A 21,816-nucleotide genomic window follows, 5' to 3' on the forward strand; every position below is an offset into this window, starting at 1 on the left:
TCCAGAGGATACTCAATAATATAGAAGAAAAAAAAGTCTCTGCCGCAAAATGTCGGTAGAGACTTTTTAGTTAGTCGATGACTAAAATGCCTTCTTTCAATGAAAAAGGATTTTGTTGATTGATATGATCGTAGAACATGACCCCGTTCAAATGATCGATCTCATGCTGAACGACGATCGCAGGATAGTTCTTTAAACGAACTTTTTTCTTTTTGCCGTTGATGTCGTAATAGCTGATCGTGATCCGGGCATGGCGTACCACGTAGCCAGGGACTTCACGGTCCACGGACAGGCAGCCCTCGCCTTCACCCAAACAAGCTTCTTGCACGGAATGACTTAGAATTTTAGGATTGTAAAGAACATCTTTAAAATCAGGTTCTGCTTTTTCTGGGTCGCTGCTAGGGACGAGGACCGCTGTGATTCGTTTTGAAATATCTAATTGAGGAGCTGCTAGACCAACACCACCTCTTAATTCGAGTTCTTCTGCCTTGACTGGGTCTTGGCTGTTTTCTAAAAAGGTCATCATTTCTTTTCCTAGTGCGATATCTTCTTCGCTCAAAGGAAATGGTACTTCTTTTGCTACTTCACGCAAGGTTGGATTGCCTTCGCGAATAATATCATCCATTGTAATCATTGATGATGTGATTCCTCCTACTATGTAAAAATGACGAAAGCAAGTTTCGTTCCTAATAAAGTGTACCACAAGTGCAGAAAGAAGGGCATAAGAAAGTTTAAACGGTAAAGCTTTCTTATTAAATGAAACGATATTTCTATATTGATGGTTTAATTATGAAATATAGTTGCGAACAGGAAGAGAATCAGTTATAATGCTTTTATAGAAAACGGTATCACGATAGTGACTCACCAAGGAGGCAAAGAGATGTTCGGCTTTTCTGTATTTATGAACGAAGACTTGACGGCAGCAGAACTTGAGCAGATGACTGCGATGGCATCAGGCTTTAAAGGGATTTTCACCTCCATGCACATACCAGAAGACGATCGCAGTACCTATCGGCAGCGTCTGACGGACTTGGGAGGTTTCGCAAAAGACCATCAGCTGTCTTTAATGGTAGATATTTCTGGAAACGCCTTAGCAGAAGCGGGCTTTTCCATCGACAATCTGGGGGAACTAAGGGAGATCGGTGTCACTGGTTTACGAATGGACTATGCCATCGACAATCAACAAATCGCTGCTTTTTCAAAAGAAATGACCATCAGTTTGAATGCCAGTACATTAACGGAAAAAGACATTCGAGAGCTGCAGGCGTATGGAGCCGATTTTACTCGTTTGGAAGCTTGGCACAATTATTACCCCCGGCCAGAAACAGGACTAGATGCTGACTGGTTTCAGGAGAAGAACCGCTGGTTGAAAGCACAAGGCTTTTTCGTCCAAGCCTTTGTTCCAGGAGATGCCAAGAAACGCGGACCGTTATTTCAAGGATTACCCACACTGGAAAGACACCGCAACTGGTCGCCTTTTGCCGCAGCAATCGACTTGTTGGCTACTGGCTCAGTTGATGCTGTTTACATTGGCGATGGCATGGTTTCTGCAAAAAGTGCGCAGCAGTTTGCGACGTATCTGCAAGAAGCGCGGATCGTTTTGCGGGTCAAAGATCTTGGTTCTACTTACTTTGAACACGTACTAGGGGATCACCAGAATCGTTACGATGAAGCTCGAGATGTCTTGCGTAGCACCGATGCCCGTTTCAATGCCATTCCAGAAGTCAAACCTGAACTTAGTCAAGAGCGGCCAATGGGTGCTGTGACGATCGATAACCAAGAGTACTTGCGTTATATGGGAGAGATTCAAGTGTGCAAACGACCATTGCCTGCAGACCCCAAAGTCAACCTCGCCGCTCAGGTGATACCAGCCGATCTGCCTTTGATCCAACAAATCAAAGCAGGGATGCGATTTAAATTAGAAAGAGATGATTCCAATGAATAAAATCAATTTAGACAAATTAACGACTGAACGACGCAATAGCGAAACGAGCAATTTAGATGAAATGACGATTTTAGAAGCGTGCCAAAAAATGAACCAAGAAGATCAAAAAGTTGCCTATGCAGTGGAAAAAGAAATTCCTAGTATTGAAAAAGTGATTGAACAAACTATCGCTGCTTTTAAAAAAGGCGGACGCTTGATTTATCTTGGCGCTGGGACAAGTGGTCGATTAGGCGTCTTGGATGCGGCCGAATGTGTCCCAACCTTTGGGGTATCACCTGAGATGGTGGTTGGTCTGATCGCCGGTGGTGAAGAAGCGATGACGGTCGCTGTCGAAGGAGCAGAAGACTCCTTAACGCTAGGGAAACAAGACCTTGTCGATCTGAAGTTGAACCCAAATGACATGGTGATCGGGATCGCTGCCAGTGGTAGAACGCCTTACGTGATTGGGGCTCTTGATTACGCCAATGAGCTTGGTGCCACAACGGCTACGATCGCTTGTAACAAAGATGCGGAGATCTCTCAACATGCCAGCTTTCCAATTGAAGTCGATTGTGGCCCAGAGTTTCTGACGGGTTCGACTCGTTTGAAATCAGGAACTGCCCAAAAATTGATTTTGAATATGATCTCGACGTTATCGATGGTAGGGATCGGTAAAGTCTACAATAATTTGATGGTCGACGTGAAAGCGACCAACGAAAAATTGGTGGAACGCTCAAAACGGATCATCATGCAGGCAACTGAAGCTGATTATGAAACAGCCGCTGTAGCATTTGAAGAAGCAGATCAGAATGTCAAATTGGCGATCGTGATGCTGTTGACGGATAGCACGAAAGACGAAGCACAAGCAAAACTTGCCACGGCACAAGGGTTTGTCAAAACGGCGTTAGGAGGAGAAAAGTAATGGCAAAAGAAACACTGACGGTAGAAGAGTTAGCGGAGAAGATTTTTCAAGAAGCCGGCGGAATGGACAACGTAGAAACAGTCAATCACTGTATGACTCGCGTACGAATGACCGTCCGCGACCACGACAAGGTCGATCAACAAGGGTTAAAAGAGATTCCCGGCGTGATGGGTGTCGTCAATGACGAGCAGCTGCAAGTCATTATCGGACCAGGGAAAGTCAACAAAGTAGCCAACGCAATGGTGGCAAAAGCCGGTGTTGATTTAGGGCAAGAGATCCCGCAGCAAAAATCAGGCAAAGAGGCGTTATCAGAAAAAACGGCAGAGATGAAAGCAGCCCAAAAAGCCAAACAAAAATCATCACCATTGAAGTCGCTGCTGAAAGACATTTCAAATATCTTTGTTCCAATGATTCCAGCCTTCGTTGGTGCAGGACTCGTTGCAGGGATCGCCTCCGTTCTGACCAACATGATCACTGCTGGAAATTTAGATGGAGACACTTGGAATTATTATGTCATGATTTTAAACGTCCTAAGAAATGGGATGTTCACCTATTTAGCAATCTTTACTGGGGTCAATGCTGCGCAGGTCTTTAAAGCCAATCCAACCCTTGGTGGAGTGATCGGTTCGATCATCTTGCTGACCGGTATGAACCCAGAAGCCCCGATCCAAAACTTGTTCACCGGCGAAGCTTTAGCTGCCAACCAAGGAGGGATCATCGGTGTGATCTTCGCTGTATGGCTTTTGGCGAAATTAGAGGCAGTGCTGCATCGAGTGATTCCTGAAGCGATCGATATTATCGTGACTCCGACGTTGTGTTTGTTGATCATCGGTTTGACGGAGATTTTCTTGATCATGCCATTGGCAGGTCTGATCTCTGACAGCTTAGTCGGTTCAATCACTTGGGTCTTGAATGTGGGCGGTGCGTTTTCTGGGTTTGTCTTAGGGGCGGCCTTCCTACCAATGGTCATGTTTGGTTTGCATCAAATTTTAACCCCGATCCACATCCAAATGATCGAAGCAACAGGCAGCACGCAATTATTACCGATTTTAGCCATGGCTGGTGCCGGTCAAGTCGGAGCAGCTTTCGCCTTATGGGTACGACTACGTAAAGACAAAGAGCTTTCTGAAATGATCAAAGGTGCATTGCCAGTTGGGATCTTAGGTATCGGCGAACCATTGATCTACGGAGTGACATTGCCATTAGGTCGACCATTTATCACTGCTTGTATTGGTGGTGGGATCGGTGGTGCGGTCATTGGCGCTTTGACAAATATCGGCGCAACGGCGATTGGACCATCAGGGCTAGCTTTGATTCCATTGATTGCCAACGGCCGTTGGATGGGCTATATTTTCGGCTTGTTAGCAGGCTATGCTGGCGGCTTCGTTGCCACCTACTTCTTTGGGATTCCTAAAGATCGCTTAGAAGCAGTCAAAGGGATTGAGGCAGAGGAGGCAAAACCAGCTGCAACCGTCACTGTGCAACCGCAACCAAAAGAAACGAGTGAAACGGCTGCAAAGGAAACGGCAGCAAATTCATCAGCAACAACGATCGATACACCCTTATACGCAGTAGCAACAGGTACGACAAAATCGATCAGCGCGTCAAGTGATCCGGTATTTTCGCAAAAAATGATGGGCGACGGGTATTTTGTCTTGCCAGACAATGGAGCGATCTTTGCACCAGCAGCAGGAACGATCACGACGATTTTCCCAACGAAACATGCATTGGGGATCAAGACTGCCAGCGGGCTAGAGATTCTGCTACACATGGGTGTCGACACCGTGGAATTGCAAGGAGCACCTTTTGAAATCCTGGTGGAGGAAGGCCAAGCCGTGACACCAGCCACCCAAGTTGCCCAAGTCGATTTGGCGCAGTTGACAGCTAAAGGCAAAGCTTCTGAGATGCTTGTCATTATCACCAATATGGACCAAGCTGCCAACGTTGAACTGTTACCGATCGCGGAAACAAACGCAGGTCAAGCAGTCATGCATGTGGCAACGATAAAATAATGGTAAAACCTCTATCTGATAAAGATGGAGGTTTTTTTTAAGAAGTTACTAAATTGATTGCGGAAACGAGGCCTTTATGTTACAGTTTCGTTACAAAGGGAGAAATCCCATTCGAGGAGGCAATGACGATGAAAAAAATAATTTGGTTCGGACTAATGACGCTGGCATTTTCACCAATGATGGTTCATGCAGATGAAACGGCTACGAGTGGAAGTGACAATCCGGTTGCCGTTAGCGAGACGCTTTCATCAGAAGGGCAAACAGACAGTGAGCAGATTCAAAATTCTGCCCAAGAAAGTACAGATGAAAACCAAGAAACGGATCAATCCGCTACTTCAGAAACTACAGCTGACGAGAATCAAGAGCCAGTCGATTCCGAAGCCGTTATTGCCTCGATCCAAGCAGAGACAGGGACGCAAAACGTCAATGAGATCAACACGTTAGCCGATGAACCTAGTTCGCTTCGTAGCGCCTTAACCCAAGGGATCACTGAAGGCAGTGTGACCGCATTTACCCAAGAACAGTTGGACCAGTTGACAGATGAAGAATTGACCAATGGCAATCGCCTAGCGTTACGTTATTCTAGTGATGCGATGGGCTTTGATATTGCTTACTTGGCAAAAATCATCGGTGCCTTGTTTGTCGATCAGACGTTATCCTGGGAAGCCATTGAGCCGCAACTGGCTTTTGATGCGAATAGCTACGCCAGTTTTGCTGACTTGATTCCTGTCGTGGATCAGTTGCAGGAATATTTAAGGGTCGTCTATCCAGCAGACGGAGTCTTTTTACATTTGAATCAAGCCGTTTCCAACGAATGGATGATTTCAATTTTGACCAATTTGAATCAGATGGAACAAGAGATGCAAGTTGATCCAGGTGCCTTTGTCCCAGGAAGGATCTCTTATATCATTCAAGCGGCAAATGATTCCATGTATCTGCCTACAGGCACGCAAACGAGTACGACTGAAGAAGCGACGGCAACATCGACGACTGCTCAAGAAACAGCGACAACGACTTCTTCGAAAGAGGCCAACGCTACTGCCGATGGTGAAAAAACATTACCTAAAACCAATGAAGCGCCAAGCTATACCTTACTGATCGCCGGTGTTATCCTGCTGCTGATCGTTTTCTTGATTTTATGGCGCCGAAAGAAAAAATGATCGTTATTTATAATCGGCAGAATGAAAAAATAGCAACCTTCGTTTTCCATCAGGGAAACGAAGGTTTTTTATTTTCAGAAATTTCACTCGTGATTTCTTTTCAAATAACGCCTTTTATAAAAAGACCAGAATTGATTCCTTCATAAAAAAGTCAAATTTAAATTCTTGCATTCTCTGGTGAGGGGTGTATAATGACACAGTGTCATATGACATCGTGTCATATCGAGAGCTGTGATTTATTTTAAATTAGAAAGGAGTTGCTTGTGATGCCGACCGATACATTTTTTCACTTGCCGCCAGAAAAACAAAAGCGCATCTTAAATGCGGCGAAAAAAGAATTCTCAAGACTGCCGCTGAAAGACGCCTCGATCGCCAACATCATCAAAGATGCCGAGATTCCTCGCGGGAGTTTTTACCAATACTTCGAAAACAAAGAAGATCTTTATTACTATTATTTCCATACGTTGAAAAAAAATAGTCAGCGAGATCTGCTGAAATCGATCCAACATGAAAACGGGGATCTGTTTGCGGGGTTCGAATGGTACTTTTCACGGATGATCGCCGAGGTTTTCAAAGGCAAAAACGCAAACTTTTACCGCAATTTATTTATGAGTATGGATTATCGTTCCTTCCATAAAGTCGTGCCAGAGATGCAGCACAAGATGCATCAAGAACACAAAGCCGATCGGCAGAAGCAGCAAGCCATCTTTTTGTCAGAGGTCGACAAAGATTTATTGAAAGTCAAAGACGACCATGAGTTGAAAATGCTGATCCAGCTGCTGATGCATACCGTCTTTTCGACGATTGCCGAAGCCTATCGCCAATCAGCATTTGATCCAGACTATGATCCTGCCGAAGCGATCGCTGATTTCAACAGTAAAGTCCGCTGGTTAAGAGAGGGCGCAAAAAAAGAAAGAGGGGAAACCTATGATTAAGCTGATAAAACGCGTATCCCTCATTTCCATAATCATGGCAGTGGTGTTTATGGTGATCCAAGTCGTTTCTGATTTGTATCTACCGACATTGACTTCCAATATTATCAACAATGGGGTGGCGACAGGGGACATTGATTACATTTGGAAAACCGGCTTTTACATGATCGGCTTTTCATTGATCAGTATCATCGCCGCTTTAGGAAATACGTATTTCGCAACAAGAGAATCACAAAAATTAGGACAAAAACTACGTTCGGACATTTACCAAAAAGTTGAGAATTTTTCTTCTCGTTCTTTCGATAAATTTGGGACCGCATCATTGATCACACGAACCACTAACGACGTCAACCAAATTCAAATGGTGACGCAAATGTTTTTACGTATGATGATCAATGCACCGATCACACTGATTGGGGCGAGCTTCTTGGCCTATCAAAAAGATGCCCAATTAACACGAATCTTTTTAGTCGTTATTCCTATCATGCTAGTATTAGTTGGCGGTATTATGTATTTTGCCGTTCCTTTATTCAAAAGTATGCAAAAGAAAACTGACCGTTTGAACTTAGTCTTTCGTGAAGGCTTGACGGGGGTCCGCGTTATTCGGGCATTTGACAAGACGGATTATGAAGCGAATCGCTTTGATCAAGCCAACAAAGATTACACCCACACCGCGATCAAAGTAAATACCATCGTGGCCTTGATGATGCCTTTGATGACGTTGATCATGAGTGGAACGAACATTGCCATCACATGGTTTGGTGGTCATTATATTGCCGAAATGACCTTAGAAGTCGGGAACCTGATTGCGTTTATGACTTATGCGATGCAAATTTTGATCAGCTTTATGATGCTGTCCATGATCTTCGTGATGGTGCCAAGAGCCCAAGCATCAGCTGACCGGATCAACGAAGTCTTAAATGAAGAAGATGAAATTCTCGATCCAAAAACACCAGCGACATTGAGCTTACAAGGGGATCAAGCAACCTTGACTTTTGACCATGTGGCGTATCGCTACCAAGGCGCTGAGAAATTGGCGTTGGAAGATATCGACTTCCAAGCAAAATCTGGTGATTTTGTTGCCATCATCGGTGGGACGGGCTCAGGGAAAACGACACTAGTCAATCTCTTGCCTCGTTTGTACGATGTGGAGTCTGGTGCAATCAAAATCAATGGGGTCAATATTGCAGAAATCACCCAGCACAATCTACGAGAAGTCGTGGGCTTTGTTCCGCAAAAAGCGGTACTGTTTTCCGGTACCATTCGTGAAAATATGAAATACGGAAAACCTGATGCGACAGACGAAGAAATCTGGCAAGCATTAGAGATCGCCCAAGCCAAAGATTTTGTCTCCGAACTGGCAGATGGCTTAGATAGCCGTGTAGAACAAGGCGGCGGCAACTTCTCTGGTGGACAACGTCAACGTTTAGCGATTGCTCGTGCGTTAGTGAAACAAGCAGATGTCTATGTCTTTGATGATTCCTTCTCCGCATTGGACTTCAAAACCGATGCAAACTTACGAGCAGCGCTGAAACGCGACATGCAAGACAGCATCATGGTCGTGGTTGCCCAACGGGTCAGCACAGTCATGGATGCCGATACGATCTTAGTATTAGATGAAGGACAACTCGTAGGGAAAGGGACCCATGAATCATTAATGGCAGACAATGAAACCTATCAAGAAATCGTTTCTTCACAATTGAGAGAGGAGGATCTTGCATGAGTGAAAAGAAAACAACAACACAACACCGTGGCGGACCAATGGGTGGCGGCCCGGGCCGTAACATCGGTGCCAAAGGACCAAAACCAAAAAACTTTTGGGGGACGGTCAAACGGCTTTTCGGGTACATGTCGAAACGCTCCCTCGCTATCATTGCCGTCTTCGTTTTAGCGATCGCAGCCGTGATCTTCCAAATCCAAACACCGAAAATTTTAGGGGAAGCGACCACTGAAATTTTTAAAGGGGTCATGATCGGTACGCAGCAGATGCAAGCCGGCCAACAGGTGACAGAATTTCCTATCGATTTTGAGAAAGTTGGTCAAATCATTTTGATCGCGATCGGCATGTATGTGATTTCAGCCGTCTTCAACTTTCTACAACAGTTTATTATGACCCGTGTCTCTCAACGAACGGTTTATGAGCTGCGTCGAGACTTAGATGAAAAAATGAACCGCTTGCCGATCTCTTACTATGATACTCACTCAAATGGGGATATCATGTCACGGGCAATCAATGATATGGATAATATCGCAAGTACCCTGCAACAAAACTTGACCCAATTTATTACGAGTGTCGTGACCTTTATCGGGGTTTTGTGGATGATGCTGACGATCAGTTGGCAACTGACTTTGATTGCTTTAGCAACGGTTCCTTTAAGCTTGATCGTCGTGATGATCGTCGCACCAAAATCGCAAAAATTCTTTGCGGCCCAACAAAAAAGTTTAGGATTGCTCAATGACCAAGTCGAAGAAACTTACGGCGGTCATACAGTAGTCAAAACCTTCAACCATGAAGCTGCCGATCAAGTCGTTTTTGAAGAAGAAAATGACCGTCTGTATTCTGCTGGTTGGAAAGCCCAATTTATTTCAGCGATCATTATGCCCTTGATGAACTTCATTAAAAACTTAGGCTATGTCTTCGTGGCTGTCCTTGGTGGGATCAAGGTGGCCAATGGGAACATGACGTTAGGGGATGTGCAAGCATTCTTGCAATACACCAATCAATTCTCTCAACCGATCACTCAAATCGCTAGCTTGCTAAACACCATCCAATCAACCGTTGCATCTGCCGAACGGGTCTTTGAAGTCTTGGATGAAGAAGAAATGAATGATGAGCCTTCTGGTTTACCAGTGGAAGACAGTGAATACAAAGTTCGTTTCGATCATGTTCAATTTGGTTATGCCCCAGACAAATTATTGATGACCGATTTTAATTTGGATGTCAAAGCTGGTGAGATGGTGGCTATCGTAGGACCAACCGGCGCTGGGAAAACCACGCTGATCAATCTCTTGGAACGTTTTTATGATGTTTCTGGCGGTAGCATTCGTTATGATGGCAGAGATACCCGAGACTTGACTCGTGATGAATTGCGTAGTAATATCTCGATGGTGCTGCAAGATACGTGGTTGTTTACCGGCTCCATCTATGACAACATTCATTATGGAAATGAAAAAGCGACCAAAGAACAAGTGATTGCTGCGGCGAAGGCTGCCCATGTGGATGATTTTGTTCGCAAATTGCCAGAAGGCTATGATACGGTCTTGAATGAAGAAGCCAGCAACATCTCCCAAGGTCAACGTCAGCTGATCACGATCGCCCGCGCCTTCTTAGCGGATCCGGACGTCTTGATTTTGGATGAAGCAACTTCTAGTGTCGATACGCGGACTGAGATCTTGATCCAGAAAGCAATGGGGCGTTTGTTAGAAAATCGGACCAGCTTTGTGGTTGCTCACCGTCTCTCTACGATTCGTGATGCTGACAATATCATCGTGATGAATCACGGATCTATTGTTGAAACTGGAAACCATGAGGAATTGATGGCGCAAAACGGTTTCTATGCAGACCTTTATAACAGTCAATTTTCAGAAGAAGTGGCGTGATCCACTGTTTGTAATGAAAGAAATTCTTCCCCAAATGATGATAAACAGACCGCCAAAGGTTGACTGAAAGAAAGCAGTGATTGTCACTGCTTTCTTTTTTTTATGAATTTATATGGCTTTATTTTAAATATTCATTGCAATTATCTAGATAAAAATGTATATTAATACATAATTTCGAATGATCCAAGACAAGGAGTGAAATCAATGAGCCATCTTTTTCCTAATTACAGTCGTTTGCCCATCGATATCCAGCAAGGCAACGGCAGCTATGTGGTAGATTCGCAAGGGAACCAATATTTAGATTTAACAAGCGGCATCGGGGTCGTTAATCTCGGTTATGGGCATCCCAAAGTGCAAGCCGCGTTGATGACCCAAGCAGAGCAAATTTGGCATGTGCCGAATTTGTATGACAGCCAGCTGCAAGAAGAAGTTGCCCAAAAGCTGACCCAAAATCAAACGAGCGCCTCAGACGAGCCGTATCTGGCTTATTTTTGCAATAGTGGCGCTGAGGCGAACGAAGCTGCTTTAAAGCTGGCTCGCAAAGCGACTGGCCGTAGCAAAGTCATCAGTTTTGAACAATCTTTCCACGGTCGGACCTTTGGCGCGATGTCTTTGACTGGGCAAAGCAGTATTCACGATGGGTTTGGTCCGCTGGTACCAGAGATGGTTTATGTACCGTTTAATGACCTTGAGGCATTGCAAGCCGTTTTAGATGAGCAGACGGCAGCCGTGTTTTTAGAATTGATCCAAGGCGAAGGCGGCGTGATCCCTGCCGAGGTGGCGTGGGTCCAAGGGGTGGCAGCCCTTTGTCAGGAGCAGGGAGCACTGCTGGTGGTGGATGAGATCCAAACCGGGATGGGACGGACAGGAACACTGTTTGCTTTTGAAGGATATGGCATTGAACCTGATCTTTTTACCGTAGCAAAAGGGCTTGGTAACGGGATCCCTGTCGGAGCAATGCTAGGCAAAAGTCATTTGCAAACGGCTTTTGGACCCGGTAGTCACGGTTCGACCTTTGGTGGCAATAAATTAGCGATGGCCGCTGCTAGTGCCGTCTGCAGTGTGTTGCAAGAAGAGGACATTCAAGTCAATGTTCAATTGCGTCAGCAGCAGTTTTTCGACGGATTGCAAGGACTATCTAAGGTGCAGGCGATTCGTGGGAAAGGATTGATGATTGGTATCGAATTAGCAGATTCGGAAAGCTTGCAATCCGTGTTGACTCAACTGCGGAACCAAGGCCTCCTCGCATTAAAGGCGGGTACCAAGGTTTTGCGCTTGCTGCCACCCTTAACGATCTCGCAAGAGGAAACGAAAGCAGCCTTGGCGATTTTACAAGCGATCTTAGCATAATTGTATAAAAATAGATTTTTTGGGCATTTTTTCTTATAAAAACCGAATAACAGCGAATTTATTTTGAATAGTTTTATAAATAATCATTGACAGAGCAATGGGAGTTTCTTATAATCTTAAGTAAATTCTTTTGAGGAGTGACGTGTTTGAAGGCAGCAATCGTTGGTGTAACAGGGTATACCGGAATTGAATTGATTCGTTTGATCCAGCAACATCCCCAATTGGAGGTGGGCACCTTGCATAGTCATTCTATGCATGAAAATTCATCAGTTTTGTATCCTCATCTAGTTGGGCTGACAGAGCAGCTGATCGAACCTTTTGATGCAGAAAAAATCCAAAAGGAAAATCAACTCGTGTTTTTTGCGACTCCTGCTGGAATCAGCAAAGAACTCGCAGCGACTTTTGTCGCAAATGACTTTCCAGTGATTGACCTTTCTGGTGATCTGCGATTGAAGGATCGGGATAGCTATCAAAAATGGTATCACCAAGAAGCTGCCCCTGCCGAGTTGTTGGCACACGCGACCTATTCGCTGCCTGAGTTTGCAACGACTCCTGGCAATTTGATCGCCAATCCAGGCTGTTATGCGACTGCTGCCATTTTAGCTGCTGCGCCGTTGGTTCAGCAAAAACTATTCAGCGGTACGTTGATTTTTGATGGCAAGTCGGGTTTGTCGGGTGCTGGTAAGAAATTGACGGACAGCAGTCACTTTGCAACCGCTGCGGATAACATGACGATGTATAAGCCAAATCAGCATCAGCATATTCCTGAGATCATGCAGCAGTTTCAGCAATGGGATCAGGCAATGCCGCCGATCCAATTTTCTACCAGCTTACTGCCTGTCAAAAGAGGGATCTTTATGACGCTTTATGCGCCTATCAAAGACGCGATTTCGCAAGAGGACATCTATGAGCTGTACGTAAAAACGTATCAAGACCATCCGTTTGTCCGAGTGCAACCGTTAGGAAAGCTGCCCGAGCTGCGGCAAGTGACGGGAACGAATTTTTGTGACATTGGCCTATGTTTCAATCCGCTGACCCAAGTGTTGACCGTTGTCGCAGTGATCGATAATTTAGGCAAAGGGGCTGCTGGCCAAGCGATCCAAAACTTCAATCGATGGGCAAAGATACCAGAAACGACTGGTCTTATGCAAGCACCGTTATATCCATAAAATAGCCAACAGACGCGTGAGGATACTCGTGTCAGCCAGTGGACAATCCGCAAAAAGGTGACAGTAGGAGGAAAGAAAATGAAAGAAATCGAAGGAACGATCGCAACCCCCAAAGGTTTTTTTGCCGACGGTCTGCATTGCGGTCTGAAGAAAGAGAAAGTCGATCTTGGTTGGATCGTCTCTGAAGTGCCAGCCAGTGCTGCGGCAGTCTTTACCACCAATCAAGTACAAGCGGCACCCATTCTCGTTACAAAGGAAAAAATGCAAGCAGGCACCTTGCAAGGCGTGATCGTCAATGCGGGCAATGCCAATGCTTGTACCGGGGAGCAAGGTTTAAAAGATGCACAAGAGATGGCAGAATTGGCAGCAGCCCAGCTGCATACGAGTCCCGAAGCCTTTGCGGTAGCCTCCACCGGGATCATTGGTAAGAGCTTACCGATGGAAAAAATCACGGCAGGGATTCAGCAACTAAACAGGCAAGGGGATGCCCACCGATTTCAAAGAGCAATTTTGACGACGGATCTGACTGAAAAAAGCAGTGTCATCCAATCAACGATCGCTGACAAAACGGTGACTGTTGCGGGCTGTGCCAAAGGGTCTGGTATGATCCATCCTAATATGGCCACGATGCTGGCCTTTGTTACGACGGATGCAGCGATCTCGTCAGCACTCTTGCAAACACTGCTGAAAGAGTTGACCGATGTCACCTTTAATCAAATCACGGTCGATGGTGATACATCTACCAATGATATGGTGTTAGTTTTAGCCAACGGGTTAGCCAAAAATCCAACGATCGAAGCCGATACGCCAGCTTATCATGAGTTTAAAGGGATGCTTAAAGCAGTTCTGACCGCCTTAGCCAAAGCAATTGCGAAGGACGGAGAAGGCGCCAGCAAATTGATCGAAGCTCACACAAGTGGAGCTGTGACCGATGAAGCAGCCCGCATGATCAGCAAAACCATCGTCGGTTCGCCGCTGGTCAAAACAGCCCTCTTTGGCAAAGACCCAAACTGGGGGCGTATCTTATGTGCAGTGGGTTATAGTGGGCAACCCATCGATCCAGCAACGGTATCGATCGCATTAGCCGACATTCCCGTCTTTGTCCAAGGGACGCCGGTAGCTTTTGACGAAACCATCATGCAAGAACAGTTGGCGGAAAATGAAGTCAAAGTCGCTGTTGAGCTGAAAGAAGGGGCAGGTGTTGGCACCGCTTGGGGCTGTGATCTGACGTATGACTATGTGAAAATCAACGCACTATATCATACCTGAAACAAATCAGGTACTAGACAAAAAGGAGCGAGTAGATGGAAACGATCGTAGTAAAAATCGGCGGTGTCGCCTCAGAAAATTTAACCCCGTCATTCTTTGAGACGATAGCAGATTGGCAAGCTGCGGGCAAAAAAGTGGTCATCGTCCATGGCGGTGGTCACTACATCTCAGAAATGATGGAGAAAATGGCGTTGACAGTCAAAATCAAAGACGGCTTGCGGGTGACCGATCCCCAGACGCTTGAAGTGACTAGAATGGTCCTTTTGGGACAAGTTCAACCGCTGATTACGACTGCTTTCCAGCAAGCTGGCTTCCATGCCGTGGGACTGAATGCTGGCTGTGATCAGCTGATCCAAGGAGAAGTTATCGATGAGGAGAAATTAGGGCAAGTAGGGAAAGTTCAGCGAATCAACGCCGCCTTCTTGCAGCTCTTGACAGAGAAAAAACATGTCCCGATCTTGGCCCCACTAGGAATTACGCCAGAGGGGCAATGGTTGAACATCAACGCGGATGAAGTGGCTTGTCAGGTCGCAGCCAGCTTACAAGCCGAAAAACTGTATTTGTTGACGGATGTCCCTGGGATCAAGCAAGAAAGCAAGTGGTTGTCGGCTGTTTCTTTTGAGGAGATCCCCCAACTGATCGCCGAAGAAGTAGTCACGGGCGGCATGCTGCCAAAACTAAAAAGTGCTCAGAAAGCCTTAAAAGCAGGGGTAGCTGCCGTTTGTATCACCGATCGGATCGATCGTTTAGGAACCCAGATCCTCGCGGCAAGTCCAGCAGCAGCTGGCTGTAGTTGAAGCCATTAGCGACACCCAAGCGCCTCCTCTCTACTCATAAAAATGCAAAATTCTGACTTTTCTGTGCGTTTCTTCTTATTTTCTCTAAAAAAAGAATAAAAGAGATAGGGATTTCATTTGCTAGAATTTCGTTTTATCAGTACAATGAGTACATATGTAAGTAGGGGGAGAAACAATGACAGATTTCTTATTGGGGAGCAGTACGAAGTTGCTGACTGTTGCAATTCGGGTAAAAGACCGCGATCAAGCGATTGCCTTTTATCGCGATGTACTTGGCTTTGAGCTGAAAAGAGAAGAAAATGAGTTGGCCATCTTTGGTCTAAAAGGATTAGATAGAGAAGTTTTATGGTTGGAAGAAAGCCCGCGTGCCAACGACCATTTCGGTGAGATCAAAAAGATGCAGCGCATCGTTTTAGCCGTATCCTCGCTAGAAGAAGCGGCAACTATCGCGAGCAATGCCCAACAAAAAGCGATTGCTTTCGAAGAAGCTCGTTATGAAGCGAATCAATTAGGCTTTATTATAGCGGATCCAGAAGGAAACAAAATCGAAGTCTTATTTACAGCACCCGCAGGAACTGCGGTACCAAAAGACGAAGCAGAATTGATCAAAGCGGCACCTGCAAAAGCGGCTGGCTTATCAAAAGAAGCTCATTTTGGCAAGCTGTATTTAAACGTCAGTAATCTAGCCAAAGAGCAGCTTTTCTTAGAAGAAAGCTTAGGGTTGAAAACAAAAGAAGCCGAAACGAAGGAATTTATCCTCAATGATGGTGACTTCCAAGTTGGCTTGACGGAAGCACAAGGTGGTACGATCGATTTACCGACCCATGAGGTGCTTGGCTTAGACTTCTTGAAAATCTCCATCAGTCAAGAAGATATCGATACATTAGAAAAACACTTGTCTGAGAAGAAGCAAGAGTTTTTTATCGACAAAAAACGGCAATTGTTGACGACCTACGATGCGATCGGTATCGAATGGTGGTTTATCGTAAAAAAATAAATCCAAATAGATAAGAAAAACATCGGAAACTCTTTTGAGTGGTCGATGTTTTTTGATGTCTAAGAAACCAAGCAAGCGAATCGATTAGCTGATCGAGGCGAATAGCTGGAGAAAAAAAGGGCATAACGAGTTTTGTTTGCTGCTAAAAAGTGCTAAAGTTAGAAGCAAGACAAGCCTGAAAGGAGCGAGTATGGAACGATGACAATGTACCCAAAAACAGTACAGCTCATTCAAGAAAAAATGCCGACCGTTTTCCCAGGAGCGGTGCTGCGTTTTATCGCTGGTGAAACCCAAGAGACCCAGGTATTCGGACAGGCAGCGCTTCTTCCGAAAACCGAACCTATGACGAAAGATCATTTGTTTGATTTAGCCTCATTGACGAAAGTCGTTTGTACAACGAGTGTTCTGTTAAAATTGTGGGATCAAGGAAAAATCGAGATGGAGGCGCCGCTTACTCGTTGGTTGCCAGCGTTTAAAGACGATCGGGTAACGATCAAGCACTTGCTGACGCATACGGCAGCCATCAACACGTGGATTTCTCATCGAGACCAGTTGGATGCTGCTGCCTTGCGCAAGGCGTATTTGCAGCTTGAAAGCAGTGATACGATCGGTCAAACGGTCAGCTATACGGATACTGGGACGATTTTGCTGGGCTTTTTATTGGAGGAGCTGTATCAAAAACCAGTGACCGAGATTTTTCAAGAAGAAGTCTTGACGCCTTTAGGCATGAAGAACAGCGGCTTTCCGCCTTTTCCTCCTTCACAGCTGCCATTGATCGTGCCTACCCAGCAGCAGCCAGACGGCAGTATCCTTAGAGGAATCACCCATGACCCAAAAGCACGAGTGCTGGGAAACCATGCCGGCAATGCCGGGTTGTTTTCTACCGTGGATGATTTGACGCTGTTCGTTCAACTGTTACTGGCAAACGGTCAGCAGCAAGGGGCGCCGTTTTTCTCAGAAAAAGTGATGCAGGCGCTGGCTCAGAGGCAGACGCCTGAAAGCACAAAGCCCCGCACCTATGGCTGGGACTTATTGGGTGCACCATACCAATTATTTCATACAGGCTATACAGGCATGTTTCTCGCAGTAGATATCCCTAACCAAAAAGCGTTTATTTTCTTATCGAATCGGGTCCATCCAGTGGATCATCGAGAAAGCTACTTGGGTCATCGTGACGAAATCCTGCAATGTTACTTAAAAGAATCTGCCGAATAAGTGGATTCATGCTATAATATGCACGAACAACTAGAGAGGGGAACAATTATGGAACCATTGTTTATGAAACCTGTTTTTCAAGAAAAAATTTGGGGAGGCAGTCGCCTGCATTCTGTTTTTGGTTTTGATTTACCGAGTGACAAAATCGGTGAAGATTGGGCGATCAGTGCGCATCCTCATGGGGTGAGTGTCATTGAAAATGGGCCGTTTAAAGGCAAAACATTGGCGGATCTTTGGCAAGACCATCAAGAACTATTTGGTCATTCAGACGAACCAGTCTTTCCATTATTAATTAAAATTTTAGACGCAGAAGATGATCTATCCGTTCAAGTCCATCCTGATGACACGTATGGGTTAGCCCATGAAGGGGAATTAGGGAAAACGGAATGCTGGTACATCATTGATGCCGAACCAGGTGCGGAAATCATTTATGGCCACCATGCACAAACCAAAGAAGAACTTGCGGAAATGATCGAAGCGGGTCGTTGGGATGATTTGTTAACAAAAGTCCCTGTGAAAAAAGGCGATTTCTTCTACGTGCCAAGTGGAACGATCCATGCCATTGGGAAAGGGATCATGATCTTAGAAACCCAACAAAGCTCGGATACGACTTATCGGGTGTACGACTATGATCGTACTGATGATCAAGGACAAACACGGGAGCTGCATATCCAACAATCAATCGATGTGACGACGATTCCTGCACGGACGCCAGAATTATCGATCCGTGAAGTCAAACAAGGACAATCAGCAGTCGTTACCTATCTTGAAACGCCATTTTTCAATGTGTATGAATGGGAAGTACGTGGGAAATTATCTTTGGCACAAAAGGCCGATTATACCTTGATGACCGTGATTGATGGGTATGGGCAGTTGATGATCGACGGTCATTCCTATGAACTAAAAATGGGCACGAGCTGCATTTTGCCAAACCCGATCAAGAAATGGGAATTGGTTGGTGAATTGACTGTCATTGCCTCTGAACCTGGAAAAAAATAAAACGATCAGTAAGTGACGTGATTCGCACAAGCAAAACAGCACACGTTCCTGATTTTTCGTAAGGCTGAACGCGTTCAGCTGCCTGTCATCATTGGCGATTTTTCCGCTTTTGACTGACAGGTTTTTTCGTATGGACACTCACGATAGACGTCTGAGGAAGATTTGTTATAATGGCAGTAATGAAGGATAGGTGAAAAGAATGGTTTACTTAGATCATGCAGCAACGACACCGCTGCACCCAGAAGTGATCAAAGTGATGAGTGAGACGATGCAGACATTTTTTGGCAATCCATCAAGCATTCATCATTATGGTCGAGATGCCCACACCCAATTAGAATTGGCTCGTCAAGCGATCGCTCAGCAGCTAGGGGTCAAGGAACATGAGATCATTTTTAACAGTGGAGGTACCGAAAGCGATAATACAGCGATCATCGGTACAGCCCTTAGCAAACAAGCACAAGGCAAACATATCATTACGACCCAGATCGAACATCCGGCGGTCATTGAGAGTATGCGCTATTTAGAAGGCTTAGGCTTTGAGGTGACCTATTTGCCAGTAGATCAAAAGGGGCAATTGGCCGTCAGTGAAGTTGAGGCTGCCTTACGTCCCGATACGATTTTAGTATCCATAATGACGGCAAACAATGAAACGGGCAATTTGTTGCCGATTGCAGAAATTGGCGCACTTTTACGGGAGCATCCCGCCGTTTTTCATACCGATGCTGTGCAAGCTTATGGCAAGATCCCGCTTGAAATCAATGAAAATAGCATTGATCTCCTAAGCATTTCGGCTCACAAAATCAACGGACCAAAAGGGATCGGCTTTTTGTATAAACGAGATGGCTTGTCGCTACCTGCGCTACTCCATGGTGGCGAACAAGAAGAAAAACGGCGAGCAGGGACGGAAAACTTAGCAGCCATCATGGGAATGGCCAAAGCAGCTTCTTTGCATACCCCCGAAGCGCAGCAAGCAGCGGCGGAACAATATCAAACGTTTGCCGATGTACTGATGGAGACCTTAGCAGCACAAGGCATCGATGTTCAGTTGAATGGTGACCCAGCACACAAATTGCCGCATATTTTGAATCTGCGTTTCCCAGGGGTCAGCAGTGACTTGTTACTGATGAAATTGGACTTAAAAGGGGCCGCCATCTCGACAGGCAGCGCTTGTACGGCGGGCAATGTGGAACCCTCCCATGTGCTCGAAGCGATGGTGGGCAAAGAGCATCCAGCTATCCGGGAATCGGTCAGAGTCAGCTTTGGCTATGGCAACACATTGGCGGAAATCGAAGCATTTGCTCAGCTATTAGCAGAAACTGTCTTAGCAACGAAAAAGTAGGAGAACAGCTAGCAATCTCGCTGAAAACTATTTATAATGAAAGAAATGATGTTAAAGAGGTGAAGAACATGGCATTTGAAACAACAGCAACCGTTTTAGGCGCAGCAACCCAATACCGCATTGCTCCTGAAGCAAAAAAATATACGTTGCGGGATAATGGCTTTACAGAAACGAACGGCGGCAACTTCCAATTGATTCGTGGCCTTGAAGCAACACCCCAAAGCAAAGAAGGCTTTAAATTAAAAATCACTGTTGCAAAAGATCTGCAAACCTTCAAGATGTCGATCACGACAGCCAATGGATTAAAAGCAGTCAATATTTTCAAAGATGAACAGCACAAAATGCTGCAAGAAAAATTTTACTTTTTAATGGATGGTTTTATCAGCCGCGGGTTGTTTGTCAAAGCGTAAGCTTTTGTCAAAAGCAGCTATACCGTTCAAAGGGCAAGAAGTGTGTCACTCCGCCAAACAGGCAAGGGATTGATACACTTCTTTTGTATCTTTGCCGGTTTCTTTTTATACTAAAGAAAACAAACCTAAGCCGTTCTCAGAAAGTGGATACGTTGAGACGAGAAAGAAGGAATCCAGATGAAACGAACCTTAAACAAGCAATCCGTGTTAGCCGTTGGAATGGGGACTTGGCATATGGGGGATGACCCTGCTAAGGAAAAAGCCGAGATCGATGCGCTGCAAGCGGGCATCAAAGCCGGAGCGGCTGTCATCGATACCGCAGAAATGTACGGCGAGGGAAACGCAGAAACGCTAGTTGGCAAGGCGATCCAGCCCTTTACACGAGGGGATCTTTATTTGATTTCAAAAGTTTATCCCTGGAATGCCTCCGCAGATGAATTGCCGAAAGCTTTAGACCGTAGCTTAGCGCGTTTAGGCACCGACTATCTTGATCTGTATCTGCTCCACTGGCGAGGAGATGTGCCGTTAGCAGAAACAGTTGACGCACTAGAAGCTGCCAAAGCCTCTGGAAAGATTCGTGCATGGGGCGTCTCTAATTTTGACGTGGCAGATATGGAGGAGCTGTTGCGGTTAGAAAACGGCGATCAATGTGCCGCCAACCAAGTACTCTATAATTTAGGTGCCCGGGGGATCGAATACGATCTTTTGCCTTGGCAGGCAGAGACGGAGATTCCGGTGATTGCCTACTCACCAATTGCTCAAGGCGATCGGTTAGGGCACCACTTTAAAAATGATGAAGTCTTGAAAGAGCTGGCAGAAGCCAAAGGCTGCACGATTTTTCAGCTGCTTTTGGCATGGACCCTTCGACAACCCCACGTCTTAGCGATCCCCCAAACCAGTGACTCGCTGCATATGCTGCAGAACATTGAAGCTGCCAAAATCGTTTTTTCCAAAAGCGAATTGGCGACAATCGATGCACGTTTTCCGGAGCCAACGAAAAAGCAGCCGCTAGCGATGATTTGAAGACCCTAATCACAGAAAAAAGCAGTAAAGTAAGGAGCGACTATGAAATTTTTTACGTCTGATACCCATTATTTTCATGCAGCCTTGCTCGGGGACAATGACTTTGCCCCACGCCCCTTTGAGACAGTGACGCAAATGCATGAAACGATGATCGCTAGCTGGAATGAGGTCGTTGCGGATAAAGATGTCGTTTATCATTTAGGGGATGTCGCGATGCACCCTGCTTATGAAGCAGGTTTTCCAGAAATTGCGGCGCTGTTAGCACAGCTGCAGGGCAAAATCGTTTTTATCAAAGGCAATCATGATACCCGGGCTTTCTTTGCGTACTTGCGCAAGCATGATCCTGGTTGTTTGGGAGCCCAAAAGTATGCGTTTGAAGATGTTGGTGTTTTGCTGAAGTTTGCTCATCAGCAATTTTTACTAACCCATTATCCTATGCTGCTGGGGATCACCAAAAACAGCCGCAATCTGCATGGGCATATCCATCATCATAGTGTACCAATCGCTGAGAATCTCAACGTAGGAGTCGATGCACCGGAATTGGCGTTTCTGCCGCAGCCGCGTCCCTTCGGTCGACCAGTTTCCGAAAATGAACTGGCGGTGCTACATCATGCAAAGCAACAAGAACTTGCCAAGCTAGCTCGTTAACAGATAACAAGAAAAGCAAGCATCCAAACAGATTCGGGTGGCTTGCTTTT

General features: G+C 45.6%; 19 protein-coding genes. 18 read left to right on the forward strand and 1 reads right to left on the reverse strand.

Annotated features, from left to right (window positions below):
• Nucleotides 1–70: 70 nt before the first annotated feature.
• The gene (def, locus tag IGJ26_RS01885; RefSeq protein WP_008376209.1) at nt 71–634 is read right to left on the reverse strand and encodes a peptide deformylase; all 564 of its coding nucleotides are present in this window, start codon (nt 632–634) and stop codon (nt 71–73) included.
• 246 nt (nt 635–880) lie between these two features.
• On the opposite strand from def, the gene IGJ26_RS01890 reads away from it, so the two are divergent.
• From IGJ26_RS01890 to IGJ26_RS01975, 18 genes are all read left to right on the forward strand, one after another.
• Nucleotides 881–1,945: a DUF871 domain-containing protein gene (locus IGJ26_RS01890; protein ID WP_429966945.1), complete on the forward strand. Its 1,065-nt coding sequence runs from the start codon at nt 881–883 to the stop codon at nt 1,943–1,945.
• Nucleotides 1,938–2,846 carry an N-acetylmuramic acid 6-phosphate etherase gene (murQ, locus tag IGJ26_RS01895; protein WP_096742151.1) on the forward strand — a complete coding sequence of 303 codons (909 nt, stop codon included), beginning with the start codon at nt 1,938–1,940 and terminating at the stop codon, nt 2,844–2,846. Before IGJ26_RS01890 ends, murQ begins: the two co-directional genes overlap by 8 nt.
• Nucleotides 2,846–4,858, forward strand: a complete 2,013-nt coding sequence (locus IGJ26_RS01900; protein WP_194199310.1) for a glucose PTS transporter subunit IIA — start codon at nt 2,846–2,848, stop codon at nt 4,856–4,858. The genes murQ and IGJ26_RS01900 overlap by 1 nt, the downstream gene beginning before the upstream one ends.
• Nucleotides 4,859–4,986: 128 nt before the next feature.
• Nucleotides 4,987–6,018, forward strand: coding sequence for an LPXTG cell wall anchor domain-containing protein (locus tag IGJ26_RS01905; RefSeq protein ID WP_034872070.1), 1,032 nt, complete (start codon nt 4,987–4,989; stop codon nt 6,016–6,018).
• 266 nt (nt 6,019–6,284) lie between these two features.
• Nucleotides 6,285–6,953: a TetR/AcrR family transcriptional regulator gene (locus IGJ26_RS01910; RefSeq protein ID WP_005232294.1), complete on the forward strand. Its 669-nt coding sequence runs from the start codon at nt 6,285–6,287 to the stop codon at nt 6,951–6,953.
• Nucleotides 6,946–8,673 (forward strand): ABC transporter ATP-binding protein, encoded by a 1,728-nt coding sequence (locus IGJ26_RS01915; protein ID WP_087664811.1) that lies wholly within the window; start codon nt 6,946–6,948, stop codon nt 8,671–8,673. The genes IGJ26_RS01910 and IGJ26_RS01915 overlap by 8 nt, the downstream gene beginning before the upstream one ends.
• Nucleotides 8,670–10,550 (forward strand): ABC transporter ATP-binding protein, encoded by a 1,881-nt coding sequence (locus tag IGJ26_RS01920; RefSeq protein ID WP_005232291.1) that lies wholly within the window; start codon nt 8,670–8,672, stop codon nt 10,548–10,550. The genes IGJ26_RS01915 and IGJ26_RS01920 overlap by 4 nt, the downstream gene beginning before the upstream one ends.
• A gap of 204 nt (nt 10,551–10,754) precedes the next feature.
• The gene (locus IGJ26_RS01925; RefSeq protein WP_087664812.1) at nt 10,755–11,900 is read left to right on the forward strand and encodes an acetylornithine transaminase; all 1,146 of its coding nucleotides are present in this window, start codon (nt 10,755–10,757) and stop codon (nt 11,898–11,900) included.
• A gap of 146 nt (nt 11,901–12,046) precedes the next feature.
• A complete protein-coding gene (gene argC / locus IGJ26_RS01930; protein ID WP_194199309.1) occupies nt 12,047–13,069 on the forward strand; it encodes an N-acetyl-gamma-glutamyl-phosphate reductase in 1,023 nt (340 codons plus the stop codon).
• A gap of 78 nt (nt 13,070–13,147) precedes the next feature.
• Nucleotides 13,148–14,338 (forward strand): bifunctional glutamate N-acetyltransferase/amino-acid acetyltransferase ArgJ, encoded by a 1,191-nt coding sequence (gene argJ / locus IGJ26_RS01935; RefSeq protein WP_034872069.1) that lies wholly within the window; start codon nt 13,148–13,150, stop codon nt 14,336–14,338.
• Nucleotides 14,339–14,373: 35 nt separating this feature from the next.
• Nucleotides 14,374–15,135: an acetylglutamate kinase gene (gene argB / locus IGJ26_RS01940; protein ID WP_087664814.1), complete on the forward strand. Its 762-nt coding sequence runs from the start codon at nt 14,374–14,376 to the stop codon at nt 15,133–15,135.
• Nucleotides 15,136–15,310: 175 nt separating this feature from the next.
• Nucleotides 15,311–16,132: a VOC family protein gene (locus IGJ26_RS01945; protein WP_086372563.1), complete on the forward strand. Its 822-nt coding sequence runs from the start codon at nt 15,311–15,313 to the stop codon at nt 16,130–16,132.
• 198 nt (nt 16,133–16,330) lie between these two features.
• The gene (locus IGJ26_RS01950; RefSeq protein ID WP_429976550.1) at nt 16,331–17,347 is read left to right on the forward strand and encodes a serine hydrolase domain-containing protein; all 1,017 of its coding nucleotides are present in this window, start codon (nt 16,331–16,333) and stop codon (nt 17,345–17,347) included.
• Between the two features lie 45 nt (nt 17,348–17,392).
• Nucleotides 17,393–18,346, forward strand: coding sequence for a mannose-6-phosphate isomerase, class I (gene manA / locus IGJ26_RS01955; RefSeq protein WP_176257035.1), 954 nt, complete (start codon nt 17,393–17,395; stop codon nt 18,344–18,346).
• A gap of 199 nt (nt 18,347–18,545) precedes the next feature.
• Nucleotides 18,546–19,685 carry a cysteine desulfurase family protein gene (locus IGJ26_RS01960; protein WP_128432280.1) on the forward strand — a complete coding sequence of 380 codons (1,140 nt, stop codon included), beginning with the start codon at nt 18,546–18,548 and terminating at the stop codon, nt 19,683–19,685.
• A 68-nt stretch (nt 19,686–19,753) separates the two neighbouring features.
• Nucleotides 19,754–20,095 carry a DUF1831 domain-containing protein gene (locus IGJ26_RS01965; protein WP_005232263.1) on the forward strand — a complete coding sequence of 114 codons (342 nt, stop codon included), beginning with the start codon at nt 19,754–19,756 and terminating at the stop codon, nt 20,093–20,095.
• A gap of 177 nt (nt 20,096–20,272) precedes the next feature.
• Nucleotides 20,273–21,118: an aldo/keto reductase gene (locus IGJ26_RS01970; protein WP_194199308.1), complete on the forward strand. Its 846-nt coding sequence runs from the start codon at nt 20,273–20,275 to the stop codon at nt 21,116–21,118.
• 42 nt (nt 21,119–21,160) lie between these two features.
• Nucleotides 21,161–21,766 carry a metallophosphoesterase gene (locus tag IGJ26_RS01975; RefSeq protein WP_005232261.1) on the forward strand — a complete coding sequence of 202 codons (606 nt, stop codon included), beginning with the start codon at nt 21,161–21,163 and terminating at the stop codon, nt 21,764–21,766.
• Nucleotides 21,767–21,816 lie beyond the last annotated feature (50 nt).

The sequence above is a fragment of the Enterococcus sp. AZ095a genome (genome assembly GCF_050546735.1).
In the GTDB taxonomy this organism is placed as follows: Bacteria; Bacillota; Bacilli; order Lactobacillales; family Enterococcaceae; genus Enterococcus_D; species Enterococcus_D entomosocium.